This window comes from Streptomyces coeruleorubidus (assembly GCF_028885415.1).
GTDB classification, from domain to species: Bacteria; Actinomycetota; Actinomycetes; order Streptomycetales; family Streptomycetaceae; genus Streptomyces; species Streptomyces coeruleorubidus_A.
Map to the genome: position 1 here is coordinate 3,024,119 of NZ_CP118527.1, position 20,860 is coordinate 3,044,978.

At 70.2% G+C, this 20,860-nt stretch carries 17 protein-coding genes; 11 read left to right on the plus strand and 6 right to left on the minus strand.

Going from position 1 to position 20,860, the window contains the following annotated elements:
* Positions 1-5: 5 nt before the first annotated feature.
* Both PV963_RS14065 and PV963_RS14070 read left to right on the plus strand, forming a co-directional pair.
* Positions 6-2,585, plus strand: a complete 2,580-nt coding sequence (locus PV963_RS14065) for a M14 family zinc carboxypeptidase (protein WP_274816019.1) — start codon at positions 6-8, stop codon at positions 2,583-2,585.
* Positions 2,582-3,727 (plus strand): serine hydrolase domain-containing protein, encoded by a 1,146-nt coding sequence (locus tag PV963_RS14070; RefSeq protein WP_274816020.1) that lies wholly within the window; start codon positions 2,582-2,584, stop codon positions 3,725-3,727. Before PV963_RS14065 ends, PV963_RS14070 begins: the two co-directional genes overlap by 4 nt.
* Positions 3,728-3,851: 124 nt before the next feature.
* Here PV963_RS14070 and PV963_RS14075 read toward each other — a convergent pair whose 3' ends face one another.
* Positions 3,852-4,874, minus strand: coding sequence for an NADP-dependent oxidoreductase (locus PV963_RS14075; protein ID WP_274816021.1), 1,023 nt, complete (start codon positions 4,872-4,874; stop codon positions 3,852-3,854).
* 109 nt (positions 4,875-4,983) lie between these two features.
* Between PV963_RS14075 and PV963_RS14080 the strand changes: the two genes are divergently transcribed.
* On the plus strand, positions 4,984-5,430 hold the full coding sequence (locus tag PV963_RS14080) for a MarR family winged helix-turn-helix transcriptional regulator (RefSeq protein ID WP_274816022.1): 447 nt from the start codon (positions 4,984-4,986) through the stop codon (positions 5,428-5,430).
* A 16-nt stretch (positions 5,431-5,446) separates the two neighbouring features.
* Here the strand turns inward: PV963_RS14080 and PV963_RS14085 are convergent, their stop codons facing one another.
* The 5 genes from PV963_RS14085 to PV963_RS14105 form a co-directional block, all read right to left on the minus strand.
* Entirely contained in the window at positions 5,447-6,958 is a 1,512-nt protein-coding gene (locus tag PV963_RS14085) for a PLP-dependent aminotransferase family protein (protein ID WP_274822018.1), read from the minus strand.
* A 96-nt stretch (positions 6,959-7,054) separates the two neighbouring features.
* Positions 7,055-7,756 carry a B3/B4 domain-containing protein gene (locus PV963_RS14090; RefSeq protein ID WP_274816023.1) on the minus strand — a complete coding sequence of 234 codons (702 nt, stop codon included), beginning with the start codon at positions 7,754-7,756 and terminating at the stop codon, positions 7,055-7,057.
* A gap of 1 nt (position 7,757) precedes the next feature.
* Complete coding sequence (locus PV963_RS14095; RefSeq protein WP_274816024.1) at positions 7,758-8,363, minus strand: LysE family translocator; 606 nt, start codon at positions 8,361-8,363, stop codon at positions 7,758-7,760.
* Positions 8,364-8,457: 94 nt separating this feature from the next.
* Positions 8,458-9,138, minus strand: a complete 681-nt coding sequence (locus tag PV963_RS14100; RefSeq protein WP_274816025.1) for a class I SAM-dependent methyltransferase — start codon at positions 9,136-9,138, stop codon at positions 8,458-8,460.
* Positions 9,139-9,247: 109 nt separating this feature from the next.
* A complete protein-coding gene (locus PV963_RS14105) occupies positions 9,248-10,033 on the minus strand; it encodes an SCO2400 family protein (RefSeq protein ID WP_274816026.1) in 786 nt (261 codons plus the stop codon).
* A gap of 243 nt (positions 10,034-10,276) precedes the next feature.
* Between PV963_RS14105 and PV963_RS14110 the strand changes: the two genes are divergently transcribed.
* The 8 genes from PV963_RS14110 (at position 10,277) to PV963_RS14145 (ending at position 20,804) form a co-directional block, all read left to right on the plus strand.
* Positions 10,277-11,440: a mandelate racemase/muconate lactonizing enzyme family protein gene (locus tag PV963_RS14110; protein WP_274816027.1), complete on the plus strand. Its 1,164-nt coding sequence runs from the start codon at positions 10,277-10,279 to the stop codon at positions 11,438-11,440.
* 61 nt (positions 11,441-11,501) lie between these two features.
* Positions 11,502-12,506, plus strand: a complete 1,005-nt coding sequence (locus PV963_RS14115) for a zinc-dependent alcohol dehydrogenase (RefSeq protein ID WP_274816028.1) — start codon at positions 11,502-11,504, stop codon at positions 12,504-12,506.
* 112 nt (positions 12,507-12,618) lie between these two features.
* Positions 12,619-13,587 carry a hypothetical protein gene (locus PV963_RS14120; protein ID WP_274816029.1) on the plus strand — a complete coding sequence of 323 codons (969 nt, stop codon included), beginning with the start codon at positions 12,619-12,621 and terminating at the stop codon, positions 13,585-13,587.
* Between the two features lie 142 nt (positions 13,588-13,729).
* Positions 13,730-14,839, plus strand: coding sequence for a multiple monosaccharide ABC transporter substrate-binding protein (gene chvE / locus PV963_RS14125; RefSeq protein ID WP_425540894.1), 1,110 nt, complete (start codon positions 13,730-13,732; stop codon positions 14,837-14,839).
* A 34-nt stretch (positions 14,840-14,873) separates the two neighbouring features.
* Positions 14,874-16,424 carry a multiple monosaccharide ABC transporter ATP-binding protein gene (mmsA, locus tag PV963_RS14130; RefSeq protein WP_274816031.1) on the plus strand — a complete coding sequence of 517 codons (1,551 nt, stop codon included), beginning with the start codon at positions 14,874-14,876 and terminating at the stop codon, positions 16,422-16,424.
* The gene (gene mmsB, locus PV963_RS14135) at positions 16,421-17,665 is read left to right on the plus strand and encodes a multiple monosaccharide ABC transporter permease (RefSeq protein ID WP_274816032.1); all 1,245 of its coding nucleotides are present in this window, start codon (positions 16,421-16,423) and stop codon (positions 17,663-17,665) included. Before mmsA ends, mmsB begins: the two co-directional genes overlap by 4 nt.
* A gap of 55 nt (positions 17,666-17,720) precedes the next feature.
* Positions 17,721-18,869 (plus strand): aldose epimerase family protein, encoded by a 1,149-nt coding sequence (locus PV963_RS14140; RefSeq protein WP_274816033.1) that lies wholly within the window; start codon positions 17,721-17,723, stop codon positions 18,867-18,869.
* Between the two features lie 162 nt (positions 18,870-19,031).
* The gene (locus PV963_RS14145; protein ID WP_274816034.1) at positions 19,032-20,804 is read left to right on the plus strand and encodes a pyridoxal phosphate-dependent aminotransferase; all 1,773 of its coding nucleotides are present in this window, start codon (positions 19,032-19,034) and stop codon (positions 20,802-20,804) included.
* The last annotated feature ends 56 nt before the right edge of the window (positions 20,805-20,860 follow it).

Here is a 20,860-nt window from a genome sequence, read left to right on the forward strand (position 1 = left end):
TACGCGTGCGCACCACGAGAACCGTTCCTGCGAGACCTGTACTGATCGTGACCGTCACGCTCGCCACGGCGGGTTCGCTTCTGCTGGGCCCCGACGCCGCCCGCGCGGACCCGAAGCCCGTCACCCGCGAGGGTGCCGCCGTGGACGACCGCGCGGCCGAGGCTCCCGCGAGCGCGGCCCGGCGCGCACTGGCCGCGAAGACACCGGCCGAGACCTCCACCGCTGCGCCCGCCCGCGGCTATCCGCGCCGCCAGGTCCTCTCCCCCGACCCGGAGAACCCCGGCGACAAGTCCCTGAAGCTGGGCCTGACTCCGTACCACGCGATCGCCCCGAAGCTGAACGCCCTGCAACGCCTCGGCGACCGGGTGAGCGTGGAGGTGACCGGCCGCTCGGCCGGCGGCCACCGCCTCTACCTCGTCACCGTCACCGCCCCGGAGACCACCCGCCAGGCCCGCGCCCAGGAGCGCATGCGCGAGCTGATCGAGAAGGCGCCCGCGGCGGCCGCGAACTCCCCTGGGATCAAGCACTCTTACAAGACGCCGGTCTTCGTCAACAGCAACATCCACGGCAACGAGTGGGAGGGCACGGACGCCTCCCTGAAGATCGTCGAGCAGCTCGCGACGGCGAAGGACGCCAGGACCCGCGACCTCCTCGCGCACAGCCGCCTGTACTTCAACATCACGGCCAACCCGGACGGCCGTATCGCCGGTACCCGCGCGAACGCGAACGGCTTCGACCTGAACCGCGACTTCGTCACCGCCTCGCAGCCCGAGACCCGCGCGATGCGGCAGATCGAGCTGGACAAGCAGCCGGCCGTCCTGCTCGACCTGCACGGCTACGTGAACGGCACGCTCATCGAGCCCACCACTCCCCCGCACGGCGAGAACTACGAGTACGACCTGTTCCTGAAGAACAGCTATGCCAACGCCCTCGGCATGGAGTCCGCGGTCAACGCCCTCGGCTACACGGCCGCGAAGGACGGCGTCGAACCGGTCCAGATCCCGTTCCGCGACCAGGAGGAGGGCTGGGACGACTGGCCGCCGATCTTCACCCCGCAGTACGCGGCCTTCCACGGCACGGTCGCCGCGCACACGGTGGAGATCCCGCTGGCGGTGAACAACGAGGAGTACGACGAACTCCCCGTCCCGGAGCTGCGCCGCCGCTCGGCCGTCAACACGGCCGTGGCGGGCGCGGCGATCCGCGCGACCCTGGACCACGTCCGGGAACACCGCACTTCGCTCCTCACCGACCAGATCGAGGTCTTCCGCCGCGGCGCGGCCGGCGCCCCGCAGGTACCGGTGTCACCGGAGACGGTCCCCGGTGTCCCCGGCATCGGCCCGGAGGACGTCTACACGACCACCTTCCCGCGCGCCTACGTCATCCCGCCCGGCGACTCCCGCACCCAGCGCTCGGCCCCGGCGGTGGCCCGTCTCGTCGACCACCTCCTCGCCAACGACGTCCGCGTCAGCCGCGCCACGCGCCCCTTCCGGCTCGCCGGACGGACGTACCCCCGGGGCTCGTACGTCGTCGACATGCACCAGCCCAAGCGCGGCATGGCGAACACGCTGCTGGCCGACGGGCGGGACATCAGCGGCAAGGTGTCGGTGATGTACGACATCTCGGGCTGGAGCCTGGGCCGCCTGTGGGGCGCCACGGTCGAGCAGGTGCCCTCGGGCAGCCTGCGGGGCGCGTCCCTGCGCCCGGTCACCGAGGCCGCACCGGTCGCCCATGTGCCCGGTCACGGCAACCTCCGCCTGCGCCTGACCGATCCGCGCGAGATCGCGGCCCTCAACTCCCTTCTCCGGCAGGGCGTTGCGGTACGCCAGGGGCCGGACGGCAGCGCGATCGTCCCGGCGTCGGCCCGCCGCGAGGCGATCGCGGCCGCCCGCACGCACGACGTCTCCTTCACGGCGACGCGCCTCACCGGCGGCACACCCCTGCACCGCCTGAGGGTCGCCGCCGCCGTCACGCCGGGTGAGCTGTTCGCCCTGCGGGAGATGAACTTCGATGTCACGCCGGTCTCGACGGCCGTCCTGAACGCGGGCTTCGACTGGTCCGGCACGGACGTGCTGTTCGTGTCCGCCGGCCTGGACCACGCCGCCCTGACCGCCCCCGCCCGCAGGGCCCTGGACGCCTTCCTCGACGACCACGGCCTGGTCGGCCGGGGCGCGAGGGGAGCTGCCCTGAACGCGGCGGCGGACCGGCTGGCCGTCATGCCGGTCGAGGGCAACACGGACGCGAACGGCGTCGTGCGGACGCAGAACACCGGCCGCGTCACGCACGACGCTCCCGCGCACGCCTTCGTCTACGCCCCGCTGTGGTTCACCGGCCTCGGCCCCGGCGTGCGGGTGGAGCAGTCGTACGCGACCGGGAACCCGCTCGTCTCCGGGCACTGGCGCCCGCTCCGGGACGGCACCGGCGGGCCCGCGGCGGCAGCGGGACAGGCCTCGGTGGTCAGCGGCGGCCGGACGGTCCTGTTCGGCACCGAACCACTGTTCCGAGACCACCCCAAGGGGGAATTCCCGCAGGTGGCGCGGGCATTGTTCACAGTGGCACACAGCGGTTCAGTTGAGGAGAGCGGATGACGCAGGAGATCCACGGCACGGTAGCCGACGGCTTCCAGGGGGTGCGCGAGGAGTTCGCCGCGTTCGTGGCCGGGGAGCGCCCCGACTACGAGGGCCAGCTGTGCGCCTACGTCCACGGCCGCAAGGTGGTCGACCTGTGGGCGGGGACCGACGCGGACGCCCTCTACGGGGTGTTCTCGTCCACGAAGGGCGCCGCCTACCTGGTCGTGGCCCTCCTCGTCCAGGACGGCACGCTCGAACTGGACCGCAAGGTGACGTACTACTGGCCGGAGTTCGCGGCCGAGGGCAAGGGCGCCCTGACCTTGCGCGACCTGCTCGCGCACCGGGCCGGCGTGGTCGGCACGGACACCGGCTTCACCCTCGCGGAACTGGCCGACGACCGCCAGCTCGCCGAACGCCTCGCCGACCAGCGGCCGTTCTGGCGCCCCGGCACGGCGTTCGGCTATCACGCGCTGGTCAGCGGGGCCCTGGTGGGCGAGGTCGTACGCCGTGCCACGGGCCGCACGCTCCAGGAGGTCTACCAGGAGCGGATCAGGACCCCGTACGCCCTGGACTTCCACCTCGGCCTGCCCGCACCCCACGAGCCCCGCTTCCGCACCACCCAGCCGATGGACCCGACCCCGGAGCAGCAGACCCTCCTCGACGCGACGCCCACGGGTCCGCACTCGCTCACCTCGATCGCCTTCAACCGCAACGCCACGGAACCGACCGACCTCGCCTCGCTGCCCAACATGCCGCTGATCCGCGCCAAGGGCCCGGCCTCGGTGGGCGGGGTGGCGTCGGCGCGGGGCCTGGCCGGGATGTACGCGGCGGCGATCAGTGAGGTGGGCGGGCAGGCGCCGCTGCTGAAGCCGGACACGGTGGCGGAGTTCGGCCAGTTCCACTCGGTCGGCTACGACCTGGTGGCACGTGCCCACAAGTCGTTCGGCCTCGGCTTCCAGATCACGGCCGACGCGTGGCACCCGTTCCTCGGCGCCGGGACGATCGGACACAGCGGCGCGAGCGGCTCACAGGCCTTCGCGGACCCGTGGAGCGGCCTCGCGTACGGCTACACGCGCCGCCGTTTCGCCTTCCCGGGCGGCGCGGCCCCGGAGAACGACCGCCTGGCGCTGGCGATCCACAAGGCGGCGCTCGCCCTGTGACCCCCGGGCACGGGCGAAGGCCGCACCCCACGTCCAAGGGTGCGGCCTCCGCGTACGCAACGACTCTCGTCAGACCAGCGTCACGGTGATGTTCCCGCGGGTGGCCTTCGAGTAGGGACACACGTCAGAGCTTGACGATCATCTTCCCGGTGTTGTCGCCGCGCAGTACACCCAGGAACGCCTCGAGGTTGTTCTCGATGCCCTCGACGACGGTCTCGCGGTACTTCAGCTCACCGGAGGCGACCCAGGGGGCGACCTCCTGCACGAACTGCGGCTGAAGGTCGTAGTGGTCGGTCACGACGAACCCCTCCATGCGGCCACGGGTCGCGATCAGCCGGGCGAGGTTCTTGGGCCCAGGAGCGGGCTCGGTGTTGTTGTACACGGAGATCATCCCGCAGACGGCGATCCGCCCGCCCTCGTTGAGCGCGCCGAGGGCGGCCTCCAGGTGATCGCCACCCACATTGTCGAAGTACACGTCGATCCCGTCGGGAGCGGCGGCACGCAGCTGCTCGTTCACGGGCCCGGCCTTGTAGTTGAAGGCGGCGTCGAAGCCGTACTCGTCGACGAGCAGTTTCACCTTCTCCTCCGACCCGGCGGACCCGATGACCCGCGAGGCACCCTTCAGTCGGGCTATCTGCCCGACCTGGCCGCCCACGGCACCGGCGGCACCGGACACGAACACGGTGTCGCCCTCCTTGAAGGAGGCCACCCGCAGCAGCCCCGCGTAGGCGGTGAGCCCGGTCATGCCCAGCACGCCGAGGTACGTCGACAGCGGCGCGGCGTCCGGGTCCACCTTGACGGCGTTCTTCGCGGCCACGACGGCGTACTCGCGCCATCCGAGGAAGTGCAGCACGTGATCACCCACGGCCAGGCCCTCCGCGTTGGAGGCCACGACCTCGCCGACGGCACCGCCCTGCATGACCTTGCCGACCTCGAAGGGGGCGACGTAGGACTTCGCGTCGCTCATACGGCCGCGCATGTACGGGTCCACGGAGAGGTACTTGTTCCGCACGAGGACCTGCCCCTCACCCGGCTGCGGAACCTCCGCCTCGACGAAGGCGAAGTCCTCGGGCTTCGGCCAGCCGACGGGGCGGCTGACAAGGTGCCACTCGCGGCTGACGGCGGGGAGGACGGAGGTGTCGGTCATGATGCGCCTTTCCACTGACTCGATTGGCTCGATGCGGATGTTTCAGTACCTGAAACAACCATGCTCCTGAAAATTTCAGGTTGTCAAATAACCGGGTACCCTCGATTTCATGGCCTCCACCACATCCACCTCCCAGCACAGCCACCGCCCCGATCCGCTGACCCTTGAGGTCGTCGAGCTCATAGGGGAGGTCGTGGCGCGGTTCCATCAGGACTACGAGGACGCGGCGGCGGAACATGCGCTGACCGGGGCGCAGGCGCGGTTGCTGAGCCTGCTGTGCCTCGAGCCGCTGCCGATGCGGAGGCTTGCGCAGAGGTTGAAGTGCGAGCCGTCGAATGTCACGGGGATCGTGGACCGGCTGGAGGCGCGGGGGCTGGTGGAGCGGCGGCCGGATCCCGCGGACCGGAGGGTGAAGGTGGCGGCGGCGACGGGTGAGGGGCGGCGGGTGGCTCGGAGCCTGCGGGAGTCGCTGCGGTTCGCTCGGGAGCCGTTGGCCGGGCTTTCGGAGGGGGAGAGGGTGGCGCTGCGGGATGCGTTGCGGGGGATGTTGGGGTGAGGCTGGGGTGGTGGCGTCAGGCCAGCTCGCGCAGCGCCTCGCCGAGCGCCGCCACTCCTTCGGCGATGGCCCCCGGCGGGGTGGCCGCGTAGCCGAGGACGAGGCCGGGGCGGCCGGGCAGCTGCCGGTGCCACGACAGCGGCTGGCACTTCACGCCCCGGGTGAGCGCGGCGGCGGCGAGCTCGGTGTCAGGCACCTCCGGCGCATACGTGACGGTGAGGTGCAGGCCGGCCGCCGCGCCGTGCACGACCGCGCCCGGCAGGTGCTCGGTGATGGCGTCGATCATCGCGTCGCGGCGCCGCCGGTGACGGCCGCGCAGCAGATGCAGGTGCCGCTCCAGGTCGCCGGACTCCATCAACCGGGCGAGCACCAGCTGCGGCAGCACGGCGTTGCCCAGGTCGGTGAAGCGTTTCGCGTCGGTCAGTGCGTCGAGGTGGCGGGGCGGCGGGATCACCCAGCCGATCCGCAGCGCGGGCGCGAGCAGCTTGGACACGCTGCCCATGTAGCACACCTGGTCGGCCAGCAGTGCCCGCAGCGCAGCCACCGGCGGCCGGTCGTAGCGATGCTCCGCGTCGTAGTCGTCCTCCATGATCAACCCGCCGTCCTTCGCCCAGAGCATCAGCTCGCGGCGGCGCTCGCCACTCGTCACGACGCCGGTGGGGAACTGGTGAGCGGGCGTGAGCAGCACCGCGGGGGCACCGGTGGCGCGCAGTGCGTCGACGCGCACTCCACCGTCGTCGACCGGTACCGGTGGGGTGGCCAGGGCCCCGTTCTGCAAGTGCTGGCGGGTGCCGAGCGAGCCGGGGTCCTCGACCGCGACGCTGTCGATGCCGTCCGCCCGCAGCACGGGGTGCAGCAGCGTGAGGGCCTGCGCGGTGCCGGCGACGACCAGCACCTCGTCCGGCTCCACCCGGATGCCGCGGCTGGTCGCCAGCCAGGTCGCGACGGCGCGGCGCAGTTGTGGGGCTCCGCGGGGATCGCCGTAGCCGAGGTTCTCGGCGGACAGCTGGGCGAGCACGGCCCGTTCGGCGCGCAGCCAGGCCGCGCGGGGGAACGCGGTGAGGTCGGGCTGGCCGGGGGTGAAGTCGATGCGCGCGCGGGCGGCGCGCAGCGCGTCGAAGACGTCGGCATCGGGTTCACCGGCGAACAGCGTGGCCGGCACGGCACGGTCGGCGGTGACGGGCGCCTGGTCCCGGCACCGCCTGGTCCCGCCGGGCGCCGACGGCTGGACAGGAGGCGCCGCGACCACCACCGTCCCACCGCGCCGACGCCCCTCGACGTGGCCGTCCTCGGCGAGCCGCCGGTACGCCTCGGTGACCACCCCGCGTGACACGCGCAGTTCGGCGGCCAGCACCCGGGTCGGCGGCAGCCTGCTGCCCACCGTCAACTGGCCGTCGGCTATCGCCTGCCGCAGCCGCCGGGCCAGCCAGTCCGCCTTGCCGCCGACGGGTGCGTCACCGGCGTCGAGCTGCAGGAAATCGGAGCCGTAGGCCGGGGATCCGCAGTCCGCCGACGCGGCTGGCGTCATGGGTACGTCGGCCGTCCCGTGCGCTCCCTGTCTCCCCTCGTTCACCGGGCCGATGGTGTCATACGCCACCGCGGCCTCCGCGTGCTCGCCAAGGGCCTAGTCACCAAAGACGAATTCCGGTGAGGACGGGGTGAGAACGGTCGCCGCGGGGTCGGTCGGCCAGTGCGCGGCCAGTTCCTCGGCCACCGTCTTCAACAGCTCCGGCACGAGCTCGGCTCCGCCGTCGTGCATGGCCTCCGCCACCACCAGGATCCGGCTCGTGCGCTCACCTACGGCGGAGTGGCCGCTCTGCCGGTTGGTCCAGCGGCGGGCGTGCGCATGTCCGGCGCCGTCGGCGAAGATCACCTCGCCGGGGCGGGGGTGCTCGGTGCCGCCACCGAAGGTCGTGTACTGCTCGTCGCCGCAGGCGTGGCGCACCTCCAGCAGCGGGCCGGCGATGCGGTCCGCGTCGAGGACCGCCACCGGCACCGCGTAGGCGACCGACATCGCGTTGCACAGGTCGACCACCGGATGGATGCGCGGCAGTTCTCCCTCCTTCCTCAGCCGCCGCAGCAGCGACTCCGAGGCGCAGCGGTACTGCGTCGGCTTGAGCCCCATCCGGGAGAACGCCCGCCGCCAGGCCAGCACTTCGGGGAACTCGCTCTCGCCGTAACCGGCCAGCCGCGCCGTGGCACGGGCCGTGTATTCAGCGACGCGCGCGCCGACATCGGCGGCGGCATCGACGCCGGTGGCCCACAGCGCACCGGCGGCGAGCCCGGGGTGGTCGGACCAGATCGCGTCCGCGTGTCGGAAGCGCATCTCATCCCACCGCCAGCCACGCGCTCAGGCCCACGAAGCAGGCGGCGAACCCCCGGCGGATGCCGGTCATCACCCTCGGCCTGGCCAGCACGCGATGTCGTACGGCGGCGGCGCACATCCCGTACGCGGCGAAGACGACGAAGGTCAGCGCCATGAAGACGGCACTGAGCCGGAGCATCGCTCCAAGGGAGCCGGGCTCGTCGGCGGGCACGAACTGCGGCAGGAACGCGACGAAGAAGATCGTGAGCTTCGGGTTGAGAAGGTTGATCAGAACCCCGGAAACGATCACACGGGCCGCCGGCCGCGGCTCGGCCTCACCCTCGACGGACAGCGCCTCCTTGTCGCGAAGCGTCGCCCACGCCATGTACAGGAGGTAGGCGACACCCAGGTACTTCACCACCTCGTAGGCGACGACGCTGGTGTGCAGCAGCGCGGCGAGCCCGGTGATCGTCGCCACCAGATGCGGCACGATGCCGAGGGTGCAGCCGAGGGCGGCGACCACGCTCGCCCGCCGGCCGTGGGACAACCCGGCAGCCAGGGTGTACACCACACCGGTGCCGGGGGTGACCACCACGACCAAGGTGGTCAGCAGGAACGCGATGCTCAAGGAGGCCTCCACAGAGTTCGAGGTCCTCCCACCCTGCCTCGGCCATGGTCCGGCGGACAGAGCCAAAGATTGCCGAGTCGACGGGGCCATAAACTCAGCGCAGCCGGCGCACGCGCAGCACCAGGTCGTCGGTGTGGTGTGCGCCGGCGCCGCCGTCGGGTGCCACGCGTGGCCGTTGTTCGTTCACCTCCACCTTCCAGTCGTCGTCGAGTGCGTCGATGACCATCGAGGGCCAGACGTAGTCAGCCGGATCAAAGCCGCTGTCGTGCGCCTGCTGGGTGTCCATCCCCGCGTGGTGTACGACCAGCAGCACGCCGCCGGGCGCGACGGCAGCGAGCAGTGCTCGTTGCGCCGCGGCGTCGGGGGTGCGCAGCAAGGCGGGGTACTGGGCGGAAACCAGGTCGAAGGAGGCCGGCGGGAGCGCCGCCTCGGTGAGTTCGGCGTGTACCCAGTGAACGGCGAGGCCGGCGTCCCGCGCGTGCCCGGCCGCCCGCTCCAGCGCGATGCCCGAGACCTCGAGCGCGGTCACGTCCCAGCCGCGGCGCGCGAGCCAGACGGCGTCCGCGCCCTCGCCGCAGCCGACGTCGAGTACCCGCCCGGGTGTGAGCCCGGCGACCTCCGCCACGAGCGCGCCGTTGGGCCGGCCGCTCCACAACTGTTGCCGGTCGGCGTACCGATCGTCCCACTCCGCCTGCACTGCGGGGTCTCCGACGTATCCGTCGGAGACCGAGGGGATTCCGGACGCGGACGATGCTGCTGCGATGTTGTCGGTCACGGGCCCACCGTCACCCACCGGCTCACCGGTCTGCCACTGTTGTTGCCGATCCGGCAAACCTTCGGTGGCGATCGGTCGAGGGTCGATGGCGCGGGCCCTCACCCCGGCGCTACGTGCACCACCACAGCAAACGGTTGCAGGTCTCCGACGGGGACGGTTCCGGTTTGGGGGGTGCGGGCGTCGGGTCCGGGGTTCGCGTCGGGGCCGGGACCGGCCGGGCGGCCGTAGGGGCCGATGTCGGGCGGGTGGGGGACGTGTCCGCCGAGGTCGGGTCGGAGTCCTTCGGCGTCTCGGCGTCCTTGGCATCCTTGGACTTGTCGGCCTTCGGGGACTTGGAAGCCGACGGGGAATCAGACACATCCGGAGAAGGAGTCCTTGACGCCTCGTCACTCGGGAGGCCGCCCGTCTCGCCCGCCTCCGTCGACGCGTCGCCGTCCGCCGATTCGCCCTCGGCCGCCGCCGGCTTCGGCGTCGACTTGGGCGCGTCCATGCCGAGCTCCGCGAGGCTCAGTCCACCCGCCGCCAGCACGAACCCCGCCGCGACGAACAGCGTCCGGCGCCGCCGCCGACGATGCGCCGCGGCCTTCCGGTCCCGCCGGCTCGTCCCGCCACCCGGGCCATCGGCGACCGACCCATGCTCACGTCCACGCCCACGCCGTCGGGCAGCACGCCCCGACGGCTCACCGTCGTCGTCGCGGTCGTCGTCGGACCGGTCCGACACGTCCGGCCGGTCCGAGCCGTCCGGCCCGTCGTGATCGCCCTCGCGGCCCTCGGGAACAGCCTCGTACCCGCCGTACTCCGGCTCACGCCAGCGCAGCGCATCGGCTGAGGTGCCGCACCCGGGGCAGGCGAGCGCGCCGTTGAGGTGCCGTCGGCACGGGTCGCAGTAGTCCATGACGCGGGAAGATTAAGTTCCGCGCCGGTAACGTTCCTAGATCCAGCTGTGAAGGTTCTGTAGGGACACGCCGCCCCCGCGGTTTCGAAACTGTCGAAACCGTTATGCGCGCGACCCATTGACACTCCCACCGCCACGTCCTTACTGTCACGCCAGCATTTCGAACGTGTGCCGAAATCTCGAACACGGTCGAACTGAATGATTGACAGAACTGAGCCGACGAAGCTGCGAGGGACAACCGCCGTGCGCATCACCGGAATCAGCACACACGTGGTCGGGACGCCGTGGCGCAACCTGACGTACGTCCAGGTGCACACCGACGAGGGCATCACCGGAGTCGGCGAGACCCGGATGCTGGGACACACCGACGCCCTTCTCGGTTACCTGAAGGAGGCCGAGGCCAATCACATTCTCGGCTCCGACCCCTTCGCTGTCGAGGACCTCGTCAAGCGGATGAAGTACGGCGACTACGGCCGCGCGGGCGAGATCGTGATGTCCGGTATCGCCGTGATCGAGATGGCCTGCTGGGACATCAAGGGCAAGGCCCTCGGCGTCCCCGTCTGGCAGCTGCTGGGCGGCAAGGTCACCGACAAGGTCAAGGCGTACGCCAACGGCTGGTACACCACCGAGCGCACCCCGGAGGCGTACCACAAGGCGGCCCAGGGGGTCATGGAGCGCGGCTACCGGGCGCTCAAGATCGACCCCTTCGGCACCGGCCACTTCGAGCTGGACCACAAGGACACCCTGTACGCCGTCTCCCTGATCGAGGCGGTCCGGGACGCCATCGGCCCCGAGGCCGAGCTGATGTTGGAGATGCACGGCCGCTTCTCCCCCGCCACGGCCGTCCGCCTGGCCAAGGAGCTCGCGCCGTTCAAGCCGGCGTGGCTGGAGGAGCCGGTCCCGCCGGAGAACCTCAAGGCCCTGGAGAAGGTCGCCGCCAAGGTCGACATGCCGGTCGCCACCGGCGAGCGCATCCACGACCGGATCGAGTTCCGCGAGCTGTTCGAGAGCCAGGCCGTGGACATCATCCAGCCGGACGTCGGCCATATCGGTGGAATCTGGGAGACCCGGAAGCTCGCCGCGACGGCCGAGACCCACTACATGCTGGTGGCTCCCCACAACGTGGGTGGCTCGGTCCTGACCGCCGCGTCCCTCCAGGTCGGGTTCACCTCCCCGAACTTCAAGATCCTTGAGCACTTCAACGACTTCGCGGACGCGGAGATCAAGAAGGTGGTCAAGGGCGCCCCGCAGGTGAACCCGGAGGACGGCTGCTTCCGCCTCTCCGACGCCCCGGGGCTCGGCGTGGAACTGGACGTCGACGCCGCCGCCGAGTTCCCCCAGCAGCAGGCCCGCTTCGACCTGTGGGCGGAGGGCTGGGTGCAGCGCAAGCCCAAGGGCTCCCAGTGACCGTCCGGCCCCCGGAAACCCGGACCCGGCAACCGAAAGCTTCGAAACTCCCAGGAGCGACGTGAGCACCGCCGTAGTGATCGACACCCCGGGCGAGCACCGTCTCGTCCCGCACGAGCCCCGGCAGCCCGAGGCCGGCGAGGCGCTCGTCCGTGTCCACGCCTCCGGCATCTGCGGCAGCGACCGCGAGGTCTACCAGGGCAACCGCCCCGAGGGCTACGTGCGCTACCCGCTCACCCCGGGCCACGAGTGGTCGGGGACGGTCGAGGCGGTGGGTGCCGGTGTCCCCGGGTCCCTCGTGGGCCGCAAGGTCGTCGGTGAGGGCTTCCGCAACTGCCAGGTCTGCGACCGCTGCCACGCGGGCGACACGACCCTGTGCACGGCCGGCTACGAGGAGACCGGGTTCACCCAGCCGGGTGCGATGGCGACCACGCTGACGCTCCCCGCCCGTCTCCTGCACGCCCTCCCGGACGACTGCGACCTCACGGCCGCGGCCCTCCTGGAACCCGCCGCGTGCATCGCGGCGGCCGCGCTGAAGGGGAACGCGCAGCCCGGCGAGCGCGTCGCCGTGGTGGGCACCGGCACGCTGGGCATGTTCGCCGTGCAGTTCCTGAAGGCGAACTCGCCGGCGGAGCTGCTGGTCGTCGGCACCCGCCGGGACCGTGAGGCACTGTCGCGGCAGTACGGCGCGACGGACTTCCGGACGAAGGACCAGGAGCTCCCGGACGACTTCGACGTGGTGATCGAGACGGCCGGGTCCGCGGACGCCGCCCGGATCTCCGCCGCCCTGCTCCGGCGCGGCGGCCGGCTGGTCCTGACCGGCATCCCGGCGCCGGGCGCCGACGGCCTCGACCCGACCGATCTCGTCGTACGGCAGCTGGAGGTGCACACCGTCTTCGGTGCTCCGCCGGACGCCTGGGCGCACACGGTGCGGGTGTTCGCCGCCGGTCTGCTCGACCCGCTGCCGCTGGTGACGCACGAGCTGCCGCTCGCCGAGTTCTCGCAGGCCATCGAGCTGGTGGGAGCCGGCGATCCGAAGGTGGGCAAGGTGTTGCTCCGCCCCTAGACGTACGCCGGTACGGGGGCGACCTGACGGCTCCCCGTACCGGCGTACACCCAGCCTTGCCGTACCCAGAGCCGCGAACTTCGTCCGAAATATCGAACCAAAGGACATTCCTGTGACCGACGCTTCCGCCACGGCAGCCCGAAGGCCCGGTGAGCAGGCGCTCACCACGCTGGGCCTGAACGCGCCCGCCCTCGACCCCGCCGACGCCTCGCCGCACTCCTTCCCCGGCGGCGGCCGCTGGCGCACCGAGATCCCCTCGTGCGAGGGTCCCGAGGCGCTGGCGGTGGTCCTGAAGGAGGCCTCGCGACTGGACGTGCCGATCCACCGGATCAGCCAGGGCAGCGGCGTGTGGATGCTGACCGACGCCGAGATCACCGAGATGGTCGAGGCGACCGGCGAGCGCGACATCGAGCTCTGTCTGTTCACCGGCCCGCGCGGCACGTGGGACATCGGCGGCTCGACGCGCACCGACTCGCGGGGGGCCGGACTGCGCGCCCGCGGCCACGACGCCGTCGCCGGAAGTGTCGAAGACGCCGTCCGGGCAACGGAGTTGGGCGTCAAGTGCCTGCTCGTCGCCGACGAGGGCGTGCTGTGGACGCTGCACCGGGCGAGAGCCGCCGGCATCATCCCGGCCGACACGACCCTCAAGGTGAGTGCGCTCATCGGGCCGGTCAACCCGGCGGCGTACGCGGTGTACGAGCGGCTCGGCGCCGACTCGGTCAACGTGCCGAGCGACCTGACGCTCGATCACCTCACCGAGATCCGCCGGGTTTCCGGCGCTCCGATGGACATGTACATCGAGGCCCCCGACGACCTCGGCGGCTACGTCCGGATGTACGAGGTCGCCGAGCTCATCCGGCGCGGCGCACCGCTCTACCTGAAGTTCGGCCTGTCGAAGGCGCCCGGAATCTACCCCTACGGGCACCACATGCGGGAGCTGACCCTGACCACGGCCAAGGAACGCGTGCGGCGCGGCCGGCTCGCTCTGGATCTTCTGGCCCGCCACGGGGCCGACGGCGACATGGCGCCGCTCGGTTCGCGGCTGCCTGGCGATCTACAACGGTTCGAAATCTCGTCATAACGTTCCGGATACTCGCCTTCACAAAAGAAGACACAGCCGACCACAATCCGACACATCTCTTCTCGGTCTTTTCCGGCCCGACCCCCCGGAGCGACTTCGCACCCTCAGACCGAGCCCTGCACACACATCAAGGATGATGACCATGCGTAACCGCAGAGCCGCCCTCGCCGCCATAGCCGGAGCCGCGTCCCTCGCCCTGACCCTGTCCGCCTGCGGCCAGAACAGCGAGGGCGGCAGCGAGGAGAGCGGGGACAGCGCCAAGGGCGGCACCATCGGCATCGCGATGCCGACCAAGTCCTCCGAGCGCTGGATCGCCGACGGCAACAACGTCAAGAAGGACCTGGAGTCCAAGGGCTACAAGACCCAGCTGGTCTACGGCGAGGACGACCCGGACCAGCAGGTCTCGCAGATCGAGAACCTGATCACCCAGGGCGTCAAGGCGCTGATCGTCGCGGCCATCGACAACAAGTCGATGAACAACGTGCTCCAGCAGGCCAAGGACGCGAACATCCCGGTCATCTCCTACGACCGCCTGATCCTCGGCTCGCCGAACGTCGACTACTACGCCTCCTTCGACAACGAGAAGGTCGGCGAGCTCCAGGGCAACTACATCGTCGAGAAGCTCGGCCTGAAGGACGGCTCCAAGAAGGGCCCCTTCAACATCGAGCTGTTCGCCGGCTCCAACGACGACAACAACACCCGCTACTTCTTCCAGGGCGCGATGAACGTCCTGCAGCCCTACATCAACAAGAAGCAGCTCGTCGTCCGCTCCAAGCAGACCAAGCTGAACCAGGTCACCACCCTGCGCTGGGACGGCGGCACCGCCCAGAAGCGCATGGACGACATCCTGACCTCGGCCTACAAGCGCGACCGGGTCGACGCGGTCCTCTCCCCCTACGACGGCATCTCCATCGGCATCCTCTCGGCGCTGAAGTCGGACGACTACGGCTCCAAGAGCAAGCCGCTGCCGATCGTCACCGGCCAGGACGCCGAGCTCGCCTCGGTGAAGTCGATCATCGCCGACCAGCAGTCGATGACCGTCTACAAGGACACCCGCCAGCTCGCCAAGGTCGCCTCGAACATGGTCGACGCGCTGCTGAACGACAAGAAGCCCGAGGTCAACGACACCAAGACCTACGACAACGGCTCGAAGGTCGTCCCGGCCTACCTGCTCGAGCCGGTCGCCGTCGACAAGACCAACTACCAGAAGGAAGTCGTCGACTCCGGCTACATCAAGGCAAGCGACCTCTAAAACCGCCGGCACACTTTGATTGGAAGGCACGACCATGGCGGGACCCGTCCTGGAAATGCGCTCGATCGTCAAGACCTTTCCCGGCGTCAAGGCGCTGTCGGACGTCACGCTGACCGTCCAGCAGGGCGAGGTCCACGCCATCTGCGGGGAGAACGGCGCCGGTAAGTCGACCCTGATGAAGGTCCTCTCCGGCGTCCACCCGCACGGCACCTACGAGGGGGACATCCTCTTCGAGGGGGAGGTCTGCGAGTTCAAGGACATCCGGGCGAGCGAGCAGCGCGGCATCGTCATCATCCACCAGGAGCTGGCGCTGTCGCCGTACCTCTCCCTCGCGGAGAACATCTTCCTCGGCAACGAGCACGCCAAGGGCGGGTTCATCGACTGGAGGGAGACGCTGCGGCACGCCACCGAGCTGCTGCGGCGGGTCGGGCTCAGCGACCACCCCGACACCCGCGTCGCCGACATCGGCGTGGGCAAGCAGCAGCTCGTGGAGATCGCCAAGGCCCTGTCGAAGAAGGTGAAGCTGCTCATCCTGGATGAGCCGACCGCGGCCCTGAACGACGAGGACAGCGACAAACTCCTGGATCTCATCCTGGAGTTGAAGAAGCAGGGCATCACCTCGATCATCATCTCCCACAAGCTCAACGAGATCCGCAAGGTCGCCGACTCGGTGACGATCCTCCGGGACGGCCAGACCATCGAGACCCTCGATGTGAAGGCCCCGGAGACCACCGAGGACCGGATCATCAGCGGCATGGTCGGCCGCGACCTGGAGCACCGCTTCCCGGAGCGGTCGCCGCACCAGCCCGAGGAGGGCGTGGCACCCGCCCTGGAGATCCGGGGCTGGACCGTGTTCCACCCGATCGACCAGCAGCGCAAGGTCGTCGACGACGTGTCCCTGGCGGTGCGGCGCGGCGAGATCGTCGGCATCGCGGGCCTGATGGGCGCCGGCCGCACCGAACTCGCGATGAGCGTCTTCGGGCGGACGTACGGCCGGTACGCGGGCGGCACGGTCCTCAAGGACGGCACGGAGATCCGTACGAAGTCCGTCCCCGAGGCGGTCAAGCACGGGATCGCGTACGTCACCGAGGACCGCAAGCACTACGGCCTCAACCTCATCGACACCATCAACCGGAACATCTCGCTGACCGCCCTGGGCAAGGTCGCCAAGCGCGGAGTGGTCGACGAGCACGAGGAGCGGCAGGTCGCCGAGGGCTTCCGCAAGTCCATGAACATCAAGGCGCCGACCGTCTTCGAGCCGGTGGGCAAGCTGTCCGGCGGCAACCAGCAGAAGGTCGTCCTCAGCAAGTGGATCTTCTCGGGTCCGGACGTGCTGATCCTGGACGAGCCGACGCGCGGTATCGACGTCGGTGCCAAGTACGAGATCTACACGGTCATCGACCAGCTGGCCGCCCAGGGCAAGGCGGTCGTCTTCATCTCCTCCGAGCTGCCCGAACTGCTCGGCATGTGCGACCGCATCTACACGATGGCCGCCGGGCGGCTGACCGGTGAGTTCTCGCGGGCCGAGGCCTCACAGGAATCGCTGATGCGTCAGATGACGAAGGACAAAGAGGTAACCCGATGAGCACGGACGTGACCGCCAAGACGCCGGCCCCCGCGCCGCCCGGCAAGGGAGGGGCGGCCACCGGCGACGGACTCCTGCAGCTGGTGCTGGACGGCATGCGACGCAACATGCGCCAGTACGGCATGCTGATCGCGCTCGGCCTGATCGTGGCGCTGTTCGCCGTGTGGACCGACGGCGACCTGCTGCTGCCGCGCAACGTCTCCAACCTGGTCCTCCAGAACAGCTACATCCTGATCCTCGCGATCGGCATGATGCTGGTCATCATCGCGGGCCACATCGACCTGTCGGTCGGCTCGCTGACGGCGTTCGTCGGCTCGATGGCCGCCGTGTTCATGGTCAAACAGGACATTCCCTGGCCGCTCGCCGTGGTGCTGTGCCTGGCCGTGGGCGCGGTCGCGGGTGCCATCCAAGGGTTCTTCATCGCGTACGGCGGCATACCGTCGTTCATCGTGACCCTGGCGGGCATGCTGATCTTCCGCGGTCTGACCGAGATCTTCCTGGAGGGCCAGACCCTCGGCCCGTTCCCGGAGGGCCTCCAGAAGGCCGCCAACGGCTTCCTGCCCGAGGTCGGCCCGAGCACCAACTACCACAACCTCACGCTGCTGCTGGGCTTCGCGATGATCGCCTTGGTGATCTTCCAGGAGGTCCGTGACCGCAGGCGGCAGCAGGAGTTCTCGCTCGACGTCCCGCCCACCAAGCTGTTCCTGCTGAAGCTGGTCGCGATCTCCGCCGCCGTGCTGACGCTGACCATGCTGCTGGCCAGCTACAAGGGCGCCCCGATCGTGCTGCTCGTCCTGGGCGTGCTGCTCGTCGGCTTCGGCTACGTGATGCGCAACGCGATCGTCGGCCGCCACATCTACGCGATCGGCGGCAACCTCCCGGCGGCCAAGCTGTCGGGTGTGAAGGACAAGAAGGTCACCTTCCTGGTCTTCCTGAACATGGGCATGCTCGCGGCCCTGGCGGGTCTGGTCTTCGCCGCCCGCTTCAACGCGGCCTCTCCCAAGGCCGGCCTCAACTTCGAGCTGGAGGCGATCGCGGCCTCGTTCATCGGCGGCGCGTCGATGAGCGGCGGTGTCGGCACCGTCCTCGGCGCGATCATCGGTGGCCTGGTCCTGGGCGTGCTGAACAACGGTATGAACCTCGTCGGCATCGGCACCGACTGGCAGCAGGTCATCAAGGGCCTGGTGCTCCTGGCGGCGGTCGGGTTCGACGTGTGGAACAAGCGCAAGGTCGGTTCGTAAGTCACCTGGGCCCCGCCGGCGGGCGGGGCCCACTCCTTATGGGGGAGCCGCACACATGGAACTGAACAGACGCGCCGTCATCGCGGGAGCCGCGGCGGCGGGCATAGCCGCCACCACGCTCGGCGGCACGGCGCACGCCACGGGAGGCAGGAAGCCGGTGAAGACGCTCTTCGGCAAGCTAGCCGACGGCACCAAGATCTACAGCTGGTCCCTGGAGAACGGCGGCACCCGCCTGAAGGTGCTCTCCTACGGCGGCATCGTCCAGTCGCTGGAGATCCCCGACCGCCGCGGCCGCTACGCCAACGTCTCCGCGGGCTTCGACAACATCGACGACTACGTCGCCAAGAGCCCGTACTTCGGCGCCCTGATCGGCCGCTACGGCAACCGCATCGGCAAGGGCAAGTTCACCCTCGACGGCAAGGACTACCAGCTCTCCGTCAACGACGGCGAGCAGAGCCTGCACGGCGGCGCCAAGGGCTTCGACAAGCGCGTGTGGGACATCGAGCCGTTCACCAAGGGCTCCGACGTCGGCCTGTACCTGTACTACACGAGCGTCGACGGCGAGATGGGCTACCCGGGCACGCTCAAGACGAAGGTGACGTACACGCTCACCCGGCACGGCGACTGGCGCATCGACTACGAGGCCACCACGGACAAGGCCACCGTCGTCAACCTCACCAGCCACGTCTACTGGAACCTGGCCGGCGAGGGCAGCGGCACGATCGAGGACCACGAGCTCCAGATCGCGGCCTCCCGCTACACGCCCACCGACTCGGGCCTGATCCCCACGGGCGAGCTGGCCAAGGTCGCGGGGACCCCCTTCGACTTCCGCAAGGCCAAACCGATCGGCCGGGACATCCGCGTCTCGCACCCGCAGCTGGTGACCGCCAAGGGCTTCGACCACAACTGGGTCCTCGACAAGGGCATCACCGCCCGCCCCGAGCACATCGCGACCCTGCGCGACCCGGCCTCCGGCCGCACGATGAAGATCGCCACGAACGAGCCGGGCCTGCAGTTCTACTCCGGCAACTTCCTCGACGGCACGCTGACCGGCCCGTCCGACCGCACCTACCGGCAGGGCGACGCGCTCTGCCTGGAGACGCAGCACTTCCCGGACTCGCCGAACAAGCCGTCGTTCCCGTCGACGGTGCTGCGGCCCGGGCAGACGTACCGGACGACGACGGTCCACACGTTCGGCTGCTGACCGTCTTCACAGGTGGCACACAATTTTCTGAGGGCAGCCTCAGTGGTTGAACAGCACCACCGCAGCCTCCGTATGTAAGGGCGGCCCGCGCTCCCCCGCGCGGGCCGCCTTTAAACGCCGGGTCCGGCCGTCCCCAACGGACCCGCCCTATACGGAGGTTCCATGGCCGACAACGTCACGTCGCTGTTCCGCAGCACCGCGGCGCACAGCCCGTCGATGGCGGCGTTGACACGTGAGGGCGGCGACGGCGCCGGGCCGGTGGACTTCTGCATCCCCTGCAACCCGTACTTCCCCACCCCGGCCATGTTCGACGACATGTCGGCCAGACTGCGCGACATCATCACGTACTACCCGAGCAGCGCCGACACCATCACGGCCGAGCTGTGCAGCCTGCTCCAGCTGCCGCCGCAGTGCGTGGCGATGGGCAACGGCTCCACCGAGCTCATCACCTGGATCGACCACCTGCTCGTCCGCGAGTCCCTCGCCATCCCCGTCCCCACCTTCGGCCGCTGGACCGACCAGCCCATGGAGACCGGCAAGCGGGTCGACATGTTCCCGCTCCAGGAGTCCAGCGGCTTCGCCCTCGACCTCGCGCAGTACGCCGAGTTCATCCGCGCGCGGGGCACGCGCGTCGCCGTCATCTGCAACCCCAACAACCCCGACGGCGGCTTCCTGCACAAGCACGCCATCGTCCAGTTCATGGACGCGATGGCCGACCTCGACCTGATCGTCATCGACGAGTCGTTCCTGGAGTTCGCGGACGCCGAGGCGGAACCGTCCGTCGTCCAGGAGGCGATGCTGCGGCCCAACGTCATCGTGCTGCGCAGCCTCGGCAAGAACTTCGGCCTGCACGGCATCCGCTTCGGCTACCTCGTCGCCAACCCGGCCCTCGCCGGGCGGGTACGGTCGATGCTCCCGAAGTGGAACCTCAACTCCTTCGCCGAGCATGTCGTCTTCATGCTCAAGGAGCACGGCGCGGAGTACGCGCAGAGCCTGCAGCAGGTGCGGCGCGACCGCCTCGACATGGCCAGCCAGCTGTCCTCCCTGCCCGGGCTGACGGTCTACCCGTCGCAGGGCAACTTCCTCTTCGTGCGCCTCCCCGTGGGCGCCGAGGGCACCGTGGTCCGGGACCGGATGCTCACCGAGCACCGGATCCTGGTCCGTGAGTGCGGCAACAAGATCGGTTCGTCCAGCCGCTTCCTGCGTCTCGTGGTGCGCCCCCAGGTGGACGTGCGTCGCCTGGTGTCCGGCCTGGAACAGGTGCTCTACGGGACGTCCAGGAGGGGAGCCGCCGTATCCGAGCTGGGCAACGGGACCAGCTACAGCTCGGGTACGGCGGCAGTGGACCGTCTGGTGAGCGAGACCAACGGGTCCGGTATGCGGGGGCTTGCCGCTCAGGCCGTCGGTGCGGGTGGTCCGGGGCCGTCGGCCCCGGGCACCGGTACCGGGGTGCCGCTTCCCGCTGCCGCGTCCGCCGGGTCCGCCGGGGCGGCGGGTGCGGGTGGGATGCCGATGCCGGCGGCTGCGCAGGCTGGACAGATGGGGCATGTCGGGCAGTTGACACAGGTGGGACAGGGTCAGATGGGGCAGATTGGCCAGATGGGGCAGCAGCAGATGCCTCAGTCTGTGCCCCAGACCGTCCCTCAGCCCGCGCCCCATCCCGTGCCGCAGCCGGCGCCGCAGCCCATGGCCGCGCCGCCGCTGGCGCCTGTGGCACAGGCGCCGTTCCCGAACCCGGCGCCGGCGCCGGTCCCTGCTCCGGCGCCGGCTCCCGTGCCGGCCGCTACCGGGCCCACCCCGCCGGGGGTTCCCGCGCGGGGTGGGTTGACCGCCGCGCAGGTCAGGGGGACGAACGGGTTGTCGCCTGCGCCGGCTACCGGATGGCCGGGGGCTCAGGCCTGGCCCAACGCGGCGGGGATGGGGCAGGCCGGGTAGCGCCTTCTCGCCGTAGCTGGTTTCCGTGCCCGGCGGGTGCGGGTCCGTTGTGGCTT